Source organism: Paraburkholderia sp. RHO2, from assembly GCF_050955445.1.
GTDB lineage: Bacteria > Actinomycetota > Actinomycetes > Mycobacteriales > Mycobacteriaceae > Prescottella > Prescottella agglutinans_A.
In genome coordinates, this window is record NZ_CP162617.1 from 1,759,491 (window position 1) to 1,769,071 (window position 9,581).

Here is a 9,581-nt window from a genome sequence, read left to right on the forward strand (position 1 = left end):
TCGTGACCGAATCCGTTGCCGTGCCAATGAGCCCCGACGACATGACTGACGCGCAACGCGCGCGTCGCCGGCACCTGACAGACACCGTGATCGCGATGCTCGCCGAGACGGGGCCCGACGGGATCCAGATGCGCGAGGTCTCCGAGCGGTCGGGGGTCGCCCTCGGCACGCTGTACCGCTACTTCCCGGCGAAGCAGCATCTGCTGGCCGCCGCGATGGTCGCGTGGAACGAGATTCTCGCCGAACGGCTCGCCGAGGAACGGACCACCGGGCGGCGCAGTCGAGGGCACGCCTCGGTTCTCGACCGTGTCGTCGACCTCTACACCCGGCAGATGAAGGCGTTCCAGCGGGGGCCGAACTTCGCGCGCCTCGAGGTGGAGCTGCAGACGTCCGACGACCCGTACGTCCGCGACACGCTCGACGAGCGGTCGGCCGCGAACCGGACGGCGCTGTTCGAGCTGATGGAAGGCGTACCCGCCGAACTCGCCCGGCTCGCGTCGCTGTCGATCGGTAGCACGATGCTCAATTCGCTGGTCCTGTGGACCACCGGCCGCATCGGGTTCCCCGAGGCCCTCCGCAACGTCCAGGACGTGTCCCGCCTGGTACTCGGGGACTACGCGTAGTCGTCAGAGTCCCAGCGGGATCGCGGCACCCGAGATCGGACCGGAGTCGTCCGAGAGCAGGAAAGCGATGACCTTCGCGATATCGGCCGGATCGACCCAGTTCGACCGGTCGGAGTTCGGCATCGCGGCGCGGTTCGCCGGCGTGTCGATCACGCCCGGCAGCAAGGCATTCGACCGGATGTGATCCGTCTTGTACTCGACCGCGATCGACTCGGCCAGCGCGAGAACCGCAGCCTTGGACGTGCTGTACGCGGTCCCGCCCGGGAACGGCTTCAGTGCCGCGCCCGACGACATCGACACGACCGAGCCGCCGCCGTTGGCGACGAGGTGCGGCAGTCCCTCGCGCAGCACCGCATACGTGGTGCGCACGTTCAGATTCAGTTGGCGGTCGATGGCCTCCGCGTCGGCCTCGTGGGTGCGCGGACCCGACTCGAATCCGCCGACGAGGTTGACGAGCGCCGTCAGCGGTGCGTCCGCGTCGCCCGCGGCCACCGCCACGGCCTCGGTGAGTTCCGCCGGCACCGAGACATTGCACCGGACCAGCTCGAGCCGGTCGTGGTCGTCGAGTCGCGCGGCCTCGGACGGCTGGATGTAGGGAACGACAACCCGCCAGCCCAGCGACAGCAGGTGGTTCGTGACGTGGACGCCGAGGGCGCCAGTGCCACCGGTCACGAATGCGGTTCCAGTCATCTACGTTGTGTCCTTTGCCGTTTCGGGTCAGCGGCTGTCCGGTGCGACCCAGCCGTCGAGGGGTAAGGCGACGAATTCGTCGGTGCACTCGGGCGCCGTCGACGTCGGGGGCACCGCCCGCGCGCATGCGCTGGTGCCTGAAGCTCCGTACATGATTGCAGCCGTAAGCGGGGGGCCGCAATAGACGCCCCCGGCCGCACGCCGCTGTCGGTCGCGCGCGCGAATTGACGTCCCGCGCGCACGATTGTGCGCGCGGGACGGCGACCCCTACTCGCAGGCGATTCCGTCGTTGTCGCGATCCAGGTGCGGCGCGTATCCGGCCTGGCCCCGGTAGATCGGCGTGACTCCGGCATTGCGGGCCTCGGTGCAGTTCTTGTACCCGGTCTGCGGTACCGGCGCGGGAGCGGCCTCTGGAGCCGGCGCCGGAGTCGGCGCCGGAGCCGGGGTGGGAGCGGGGGCGGGCGCCGGAGTCGGGGCAGGAGCGGCGACGGGCGGCGCCACGACCGGCGGGAGCATCGAACCGAGTGCGTCGGCCGAACCGGTGGGGATCAGATTGGCGATCTCGAACGGGAGGAAATCCTGAATTGTTCCGGGTCGCATCGGCGTTCCCGGCGCCGGGGGAAGCAGGGGCTGGACCGCATCCGCGACGAACTGCGGAACTGCGTTGGCCACCGCGGGCGGCAGGAAATCGTGAACCGTCGATGCCGTCGCGATAGCCGGCGCGGCAACGGTCACCGCCGCGCAGCCGACGAGTGCCAGTGTGAACGTGCGAACTCGCATGAATCCTCGATTCGTCGACGAGGCTGCAGAACAGCAGGACCTCGCGTGCTTGTGGGAACAGGGAAGATTTACACGAAACCTTTCAGTCGGTTTTGTTGGGGTGTCGGATCGAGCTTCCACGACGGTGCGGTATAACTGCCGCCGTTGACATAACTGCCGCCGTCGGCCGGCCGAGGCCATTGGGATAGGTAGTCATATCAGGGGGAGGTTCCATCACGATGTTCGGTGTCCGGGATGTGTGCGGTACCAGTCCGGTTCGAGTCGCGGGCGGCGTGGGCGCGTGCCTGGCGATCACTGCAGCGCTGACGGGCTGCGGAGCGTCCGACGCCTCGTCGACGGCGGCCGCCTCGACGACGACCCCGCCGGTCACGACGACTGTTGAGGCACCGGCATCTTCGCTTCTGGGACCCGAGCCGAGTCCGGATGCTGTTCCCCCCGCCACGGTGCCGGTCGTGTCCTCCGCGTCGGCGCCGACGCTGGTGCCCATGCCGAATGTGATGTGCATGAATCTGCAGGCTGCGCAGAACCTCATCCAGGAGAGCGGCGTCTTCTTCTCTCGCAGTGCGGACGCCACCGGCAAGGGGCGCAACCAGGTCGTCGACTCGAACTGGATCGTCGTCGGTCAGACCCCTGACGTGGGTGCGCTGATCGGCGAGGGAGATGCTGTGCTCTCGGCCGTGAAGATCGGCGAACCGAACCCCTGCTGAGCGGGCGCGGGCCTACTGGTCGTCGAGGTCGTCGAAGAGCGACGGCTGGATGGGCTCCTCGACCGGGGCCGGCTGCGCGGGCCGCTCGTCCGGCTGGGCGTCCCTCTCGGGTTCGGGCTTGTCGGGTGTGGGCTCCGCCGGCGCCTCCGGGGCGTCACCGATGGTGGCGGGAGACGCGGGCGGAAAGTGCAGTTGCCCGCCGAAGTGGGCCGCGAACTCTGCGTCCACCCCGCTGAGGAAGTCGCCCAGGTGCTCGACCATGTCGGCGAGGTGCTGGGGGACGAAGGGATCGGCCAGCATGTCGATCATGACGCGCAGCCGGTCCTCGTAGAGGCCGAACCGCAGGTACGGCCAGCGTCGGTTGAGATCGGTGATCAACTCGGACGCGCGGGTCCGCCCGCTGATGTCGCGCACCAGCGGCGCCCACAACTGCACCTCGGGGGTGCTCTCGTTCGCGATGACGAGCGCGAGAGCCGAACCGAACCGCAGGACGATGTCGCCGTCGGAGTCCCGTTCCGGGATCTGGCCGTACATGTCGGCGAGCGTCATGGCGATCACCTCGCGGAGGTGTTCGGTGTCGCGCGGCCTGATCGCGACGTGCCGGTCGAGCGCGGTCGGTCGGGGTGCTCCCGCTCCGGGCTGGGCGGGGTCGACATCACCGTCGGCGCCGAGGTGATGGAGCGAGAGGAAGCTGGGATGCGGCACGTTCCACGTGTCCCGGAACACCGACACCGTCATCGCCGCGAGTTGGTCGGCCCACCGAGGCGCCTTCTCGACGACGAGTGAGGCTTCGTCCTCGCTGAACTCCGCGAACAGGGGCGGCTCGTCGACGGCCGGTGGAAGTGTCCAGCCCTGCTCGAGCAGTCGCGCGCGGTCGGCGTCGGAGAGTCGTCGGCGCGGCGGCAGGTGCAGGTCGGCCGGAATCTCGCAGCGGACGAGGGGCCCGTCGGGTCCGGTGACGATCTGGCACTGCACGAACGGGACGCGACCGTCCGCCTCGTCGGTCTCGCACGTCGTCTCCAGGACCAGTTGGTCGTCTGCGGAAATGGCCGCGATCCGGTCGGCGAGGCGCGCCCGGTAGGCACCCCAGGCCTCGTCGACCGCCTGATCGAAGTCGCCTCGGGCGGACCTGCTGGAGAACTCGGACACGACATACACGGTATCGCGCCGGTGGGGAGGCCCTGGCAGAGGCGGTCGGGGCTCTCGCCGAGAGGCCCGATACGGCCCGGTCGGTCGACACGAGATCGTCACGCCGCGTAGCTCGCACGTAACACCAGGCCACCTAGCGTATACGCCGAGGTATACACCGGTTGGGCCGTTGTCTGCGGTCCTCGCGAGAAAGCGGTCGACGATGACGACGACACTCGAGACCCCCACCCCGACCGACAGCGTGCGCTCCGCCTTCGCCCGGATCGCCGCCTGTGGTCGTCCGGAGGTCTGGATCTGCTTGCGTGCCGAGGTCGACGTGCTCGCGGACGCGGCGACGGTCCAGGCGCGCCTCGCCGCGGGGGAGGCGCTGCCGCTCGCCGGAACGGTGTTCGCGGTCAAGGACAACATCGACGTTGCCGGGCTGCCGACCACGGCGGCCTGCCCGGAGTTCGCCTACGTGCCCGAGGTGTCCGCGCCGGCGGTGACGCGACTGCTCGCCGCCGGTGCCGTGCTGCTCGGCAAGACCAATCTCGACCAGTTTGCGACCGGCCTGGTCGGCACCCGCAGTCCGTACGGAATCGTCCGTGCGGCACAGCATCCCGAGCGAGTGTCCGGAGGGTCGAGCTCCGGGTCGGGCGCGGCCGTCGGATTGGGGCTCGTGGATTTCGCGCTCGGCACCGACACCGCGGGCTCGGGCCGCGTCCCGGCGGCGTTCAACGGCGTCGTCGGCATCAAGCCGACCGTCGGCCTGGTGCCGACGCTCGGTGTCGTGCCGGCGTGCGCCGACTTCGACTGCGTCACGGTGATGGCGCCGACCGTGGGCCTCGCCGGACTCGTGATGTCGATCATGGTGGGGCCGGATGCGGCCGACCCGCGCAGCCGGGTGTGGCCGGCGGACGTGACCCTCTCCGCCCCGAGCCGTCCCCGGGTCGGTGTCCCGCTGGAGTCGCAACTCGAGATGCTCTCGGACAGCTATCGGGCCGCCTTCGCGGCGACCGTCGTCCGGGCGGAGGAGTCCGGCACGGATGTGGTGCCCGTCGACATCGCACCGCTGCTCGAGGCCGCGCGGCTGCTCTACGACGGCGCCCTCGTCGCCGAACGGTTCGACGCCGTCGGGGAATTCGTCGTGGCACATCCCGACGCCGCGCTCGATCCGACGGTCGCGGCCATCGTCCGCGCCGCCGCTGCGAAGCCTGCGCACGAATTCGTCCGCGACACAGGTGTTCTCGTGGCCGCCAAGCATTACGCCGCCGGACTGTTCGCGGAGGTCGATGCGTTGCTGCTGCCCACCACGACCGAGCACCCACTCGTCTCCGACGTGCTCGCCGACCCGGTGGAGATCAACCGCCGCCTGGGCACCTTCACGAACTTCTGCAACCTGCTCGACATGGCCTCGGTCGCGGTGCCCGCCCCGGGCGTCCCCGGCGAATCGTTCGGGGTCATGACCGTCACGCCGGCGTTCGGCGACCAGGTGGCGCTCGACGTCGCGGCCCGCGTCGCGGGCAGCGACACCGCCGTTCTGGCGCCCGACGCCGGGGTGCTGCTCGCAGTGTTCGGCGCGCACCTGCGCGGGCAGCCGCTGCACCACCAGTTGGAGGCGCTGGGGGCGCGGTTCGAGCGGGCGGTGTCGACCACGGACGACTACCTCATGGTCCGCCTGGACTCGGTGCCGCCCAAGCCGGGGCTGGTGCACGTGCCGGGCGGAGGCGGACGGTCGCTGCCCGGGGAGCTGTACCGGATCTCGCCGGCCGGCCTGGGCGTCTTCCTGGCGGCGTTGCCGGAGCCGATGGCGCTCACCGCCATGACCCTGGCGGACGGCACCGCCGCGGTCGGGTTCACCTGCACGCCCGCGGCGGCGGCGTCGGGCGTCGACATCACCGATTTCGGTGGCTGGCGGTTCTTTCTCACCGGGACACCGGCGTGACGGCGGGCAGGCACGGGGGCGACCACGTGACGGCCACCGTCGGCGAGGGATCCGGTACCGGCCTGCGGGAGAAGGTGTACCTGGAGCTGCGGGAACGGATCATGAGCGGGCAAGTCCCGGCGCACGCGCGGTTGGTGGAGGGGCGGCTGTGCGAGGCGCTGGGTGTGTCGCGTACTCCGTTGCGGGAGGCCCTCGTCCGGCTGCACTCGGACGGCATCGTCACCCGCCGCGAGGACGGGTACTACCCGATGTTCCCCGACCTGGACAGCATCCGGGACCTGTACGAGCTGCGGATCACGCTCGAATTGCGCGGGATCGCGCGGCACGTGGAGAACCCGGCGCTGGAGTTCGACCGGACACTGCTCGAATCGGTGCGCCTCCGCTGGCTCGGTCTGAAGGCTGAGCCGCCGCGCCCGTCGCCCGACATCGTCCAGCTGGACCAGCAGTTCCACCTCGACCTGTCGACCGCGGCCGGCAATCCGGCCCTGACGCGCGCGCTGGCGACCGTCAACAGCCAGATCCGACTCGTCCGGATGTACGACTACCGAACGCCCGAGCGGGTGGAGGCGACCGTCTCCGAGCACCTCGCGATCGTGGAGCAGGTGCTCGACGGTGAACTGACGGGTGCGCTCGCGGCGCTGCACGCGCACGTCGGCGAGTCCCTGGAGGTCGTCGAGCAGCGCGCCGCGCACGCGCTCACTGCGCACGCCCTCCACGGGCGGCACTGACGACGCCACGGATCCCGGAACCAGTCGAGCCGCCTGCGTTCACGTGACGGATGTCACGGAGCGGAGGCGGCTCGCATCGTCCGGGTGCGCGGGCGGCTACTGCGGATCGGCCGCACTCAGGCGCGCGAGCATGCGGTCGAGGGCCGGGCCGTCGGGGCCGAGGTCATCGAAGTGGGACGCGGTCGCGTCGGATCCGATCGACTCCGCGGACGCGAGGCTGCGGGCCAGGTCGCTGCGTCGGCGCACGGTAGCCAGGATGAGGGCGTCCAGGTCGACGATCTCCTGCTCGAGCCGGTCGAGCGTGGTCGCGTCGGCATCCCGGGACGATCCAACGGTGTGGACGGCGAACGATTCGGTCTGAACGGTCACATCGTCTCCTCGAGGCTCGGGCGGCAAGGCCGCGGTGTGCGACGCCGTCTCATGGTTAGTCGCAGCAGCGGGCTATACGTTACTTCCGGTACGCGAAGCGTGCCCGGTTCGCTCGACGGCGTATAGTTGCACTGTGCAACACGAACTGGCGGTCGACCATGTGGCGGCGGTGCATGCTGAGCTGGTCCAGTTGGCGCGCGAGTTGGTCGCCGGGGGTCGCGACGCAGAGGGCGGGCCCTCGTTCGCCCAGCACTCGGTGCTCTCGTTCGTCGCGCGGCACCCGGGGTCCCGGGCCACCGACATCTCCGACGCGTTCGGGGTCAACCGGTCGACCGTTTCCCGTCAGCTGCGAGGGTGCCTCGATGCAGGTTGGGTGCGCACCGAGCCGGGCTCGGTGCGGAACGGGTACCCGCTGCGGCTGACCGACAAGGGTGCCGCGGCGCTCGCGGAAGCGGATCGGAAACGGTTCGACGAGGTCCGTGCCCGGGTGCGCGGGTGGTCGCCCGCCGAGATTGCTCAGTTCGCTCGCACCCTGCGTCGGTTCCGTGACACACCGGTTCCGGCTGACGACCACAACCCCACCGCCCGAGTTGGAGATGACGCACATGCGTGAGTACGGCACCCCCGCCCGCTTCACCGTCGCCGAGGACGACTCGATCGTCCATACCGTCTTCGAACACGCGCGCCGCAGCCCCGATCTGGTGCTCTTCTCCCGGCCGCGCGGCGGCGAATGGGTGGACGTCACCGCGACGGAGTTCGCGGACCTGGTGACCGGCGTTGCGAAGGGGCTCATCGCGGCGGGCGTGCAGCCGGGGGACCGAGTCGCGCTGCTCTCGCCCACCCGGTTCGAGTGGACTCTGTTCGACTTCGCGATCTGGGCGGCCGGGGCCGCGTCGGTGCCGATCTACGACTCCTCGTCGCCCGAGCAGATCCGGTGGATCATCGAGGACTCCGGGGCCGTGGTCGCGATCGTCGAAACCGCCACGCATGCTGCGGGATTCGACGGTGTGGACGGGCAGCTCACGCGGCTGCTGCAGATCGAGGACCGGGCCGTCGAGAAGTTGATCGCGGAGGGCTCCGGAATCGACGACGCCGTGATCCGGGAGCGTCTGTCCGGTATCCGGGCCGACGCTCTCGCGTCCCTGGTCTACACGTCCGGCACCACGGGGCGCCCCAAGGGCTGCGTCCTCACGCATCGGAACTTCCTGTCCGAGGTCCGCGGAATCCTCTCCGCGTCGATCGGTGAGGTTGCCCGCCCGGGCCACCGGATGCTGACGTTCCTGCCGCTCGCGCACGTGCTGGCCCGCGCGGTCTCGCTCGCGATGTTCGAGGCCGGAGGGATGCAGGCGCACTGGTCGAACTTCGGCACCGTGGCCGCGCAGTTCGAACGGTTCCGCCCGCACGTGATTCTCGGCGTGCCGCGCGTGTTCGAGAAGGTCCGTGACAGCGCCGCGCACGCCGCGGAGAAGGGCGGCCGAATCCCGCGGGCCGTTTTCGCGTTCGCCGAGACCACCGCCGTCGCCTACAGCGAGGCGCTCGACGCAGGTGGCCCGTCGCTGCGGTTGAAGCTGTACCACGGCGTCGCGGACCGCCTCGTCTACCGGAAGCTGCGCGCCGCGATCGGCAACGAGTGCTGGTGGGCGATCTCCGGCGGAGGCGCGCTGATGCCGCGCCTCGGGCACTTCTTCCGAGGCGCCGGCATTCCCATCTACGAGGGCTACGGGCTGACGGAATCGACTGCCGCGCACTGTGTCAACGTCCCGGGGCAGCAGAAGATCGGGTCGGTGGGCAGGCCGATGGGTGGCAACGCCGTCAGGATTGCCGACGACGGCGAGATCGAGCTGAGCGGTGGCGTGGTCTTCGGCGGGTACTGGGGCAACGAGACCGCCACTGCCGCAACCCTTCACGACGGTTGGCTCCGGACCGGAGACCTCGGTGAACTCGACGATGACGGATACCTGACGATCACCGGGCGGAAGAAGGACCTACTCGTGACCGCCGGCGGCAAGAACGTCTCGCCGGGTCCGCTCGAGGACCGACTGCGCTCCCACGTCCTGATCTCGCAAGCGGTGGTGGTCGGTGACGGTCGGCCGTTCATCGGTGCACTGCTCACTCTCGACCCGGAGCCGTTCGAGAACTGGAAGGCATCCAACGGCAAGCCCGCTTCGGCCACCGTTGCCGACCTCGTCACCGACCCCGATCTCCGCGCCGCCCTGCAGGCCGTGATCGACGATGCGAACTCGACCGTCTCCCACGCCGAGGCGATCAAGCGATTCGAGATCCTACCCGTCGACCTCAGTGAGGAAGCCGGCGAGCTCACCGCGACGCTGAAGATCAAGCGCAATGTGGTGTCCGAACACTTCGCCGACCGGATCGAGTCGATCTACCGGGGGCACTGAGCCCGGCGCACGGCCTGGTCGAATCCGGCCAGGTCCGGCGCGCCCCGACGGTATCCGGATGGGACTCGACCACCGCTCCGAACCCGCGCATACCGCGCATTTCACCCAGTCCGAGCATTCGCGCTGAGTGGACGCTCCCGACGCGATACTCTCACGTCCGGCATTGGAGAAACACCGCTCTTCGGTCGCTTGTTTGTGCTCTCTGAAGTTGG

The 9,581-nt window shown here is 69.8% G+C and carries 11 protein-coding genes; 6 read left to right on the forward strand and 5 right to left on the reverse strand.

Annotated features, from left to right (window positions below):
* The first annotated feature begins 2 nt into the window (after window positions 1–2).
* A complete protein-coding gene (locus ABTV10_RS08145) occupies window positions 3–623 on the forward strand; it encodes a TetR family transcriptional regulator (RefSeq protein WP_499033847.1) in 621 nt (206 codons plus the stop codon).
* Window positions 624–626: 3 nt separating this feature from the next.
* Here the strand turns inward: ABTV10_RS08145 and ABTV10_RS08150 are convergent, their stop codons facing one another.
* The 3 genes from ABTV10_RS08150 to ABTV10_RS08160 all read right to left on the reverse strand — a co-directional run bounded on the left by ABTV10_RS08150 (window position 627) and on the right by ABTV10_RS08160 (window position 2,093).
* The gene (locus tag ABTV10_RS08150; RefSeq protein ID WP_499033849.1) at window positions 627–1,313 is read right to left on the reverse strand and encodes an SDR family NAD(P)-dependent oxidoreductase; all 687 of its coding nucleotides are present in this window, start codon (window positions 1,311–1,313) and stop codon (window positions 627–629) included.
* A 27-nt stretch (window positions 1,314–1,340) separates the two neighbouring features.
* A complete protein-coding gene (locus ABTV10_RS08155) occupies window positions 1,341–1,466 on the reverse strand; it encodes a hypothetical protein (RefSeq protein WP_499033851.1) in 126 nt (41 codons plus the stop codon).
* A gap of 114 nt (window positions 1,467–1,580) precedes the next feature.
* Window positions 1,581–2,093: an excalibur calcium-binding domain-containing protein gene (locus tag ABTV10_RS08160; protein ID WP_499033854.1), complete on the reverse strand. Its 513-nt coding sequence runs from the start codon at window positions 2,091–2,093 to the stop codon at window positions 1,581–1,583.
* A gap of 503 nt (window positions 2,094–2,596) precedes the next feature.
* Here ABTV10_RS08160 and ABTV10_RS08165 point away from each other — a divergent pair.
* A complete protein-coding gene (locus ABTV10_RS08165) occupies window positions 2,597–2,800 on the forward strand; it encodes a hypothetical protein (RefSeq protein ID WP_499033856.1) in 204 nt (67 codons plus the stop codon).
* A gap of 12 nt (window positions 2,801–2,812) precedes the next feature.
* On the opposite strand, the gene ABTV10_RS08170 is transcribed toward ABTV10_RS08165, so the two are convergent.
* On the reverse strand, window positions 2,813–3,949 hold the full coding sequence (locus ABTV10_RS08170; RefSeq protein WP_499033859.1) for a T3SS (YopN, CesT) and YbjN peptide-binding chaperone 1: 1,137 nt from the start codon (window positions 3,947–3,949) through the stop codon (window positions 2,813–2,815).
* 202 nt (window positions 3,950–4,151) lie between these two features.
* On the opposite strand from ABTV10_RS08170, the gene atzF reads away from it, so the two are divergent.
* Both atzF and ABTV10_RS08180 read left to right on the forward strand, forming a co-directional pair.
* Entirely contained in the window at window positions 4,152–5,873 is a 1,722-nt protein-coding gene (gene atzF, locus ABTV10_RS08175; RefSeq protein ID WP_499033863.1) for an allophanate hydrolase, read from the forward strand.
* A gap of 26 nt (window positions 5,874–5,899) precedes the next feature.
* The gene (locus tag ABTV10_RS08180) at window positions 5,900–6,601 is read left to right on the forward strand and encodes a GntR family transcriptional regulator (protein WP_499033866.1); all 702 of its coding nucleotides are present in this window, start codon (window positions 5,900–5,902) and stop codon (window positions 6,599–6,601) included.
* Between the two features lie 96 nt (window positions 6,602–6,697).
* On the opposite strand, the gene ABTV10_RS08185 is transcribed toward ABTV10_RS08180, so the two are convergent.
* Complete coding sequence (locus ABTV10_RS08185) at window positions 6,698–6,970, reverse strand: chorismate mutase family protein (RefSeq protein WP_499033869.1); 273 nt, start codon at window positions 6,968–6,970, stop codon at window positions 6,698–6,700.
* 133 nt (window positions 6,971–7,103) lie between these two features.
* Here ABTV10_RS08185 and ABTV10_RS08190 point away from each other — a divergent pair, with 133 nt between their 5' ends.
* Window positions 7,104–7,583, forward strand: a complete 480-nt coding sequence (locus tag ABTV10_RS08190) for a MarR family winged helix-turn-helix transcriptional regulator (RefSeq protein ID WP_499033873.1) — start codon at window positions 7,104–7,106, stop codon at window positions 7,581–7,583.
* Entirely contained in the window at window positions 7,576–9,369 is a 1,794-nt protein-coding gene (locus ABTV10_RS08195) for an AMP-dependent synthetase/ligase (protein WP_499033875.1), read from the forward strand. Before ABTV10_RS08190 ends, ABTV10_RS08195 begins: the two co-directional genes overlap by 8 nt.
* The last annotated feature ends 212 nt before the right edge of the window (window positions 9,370–9,581 follow it).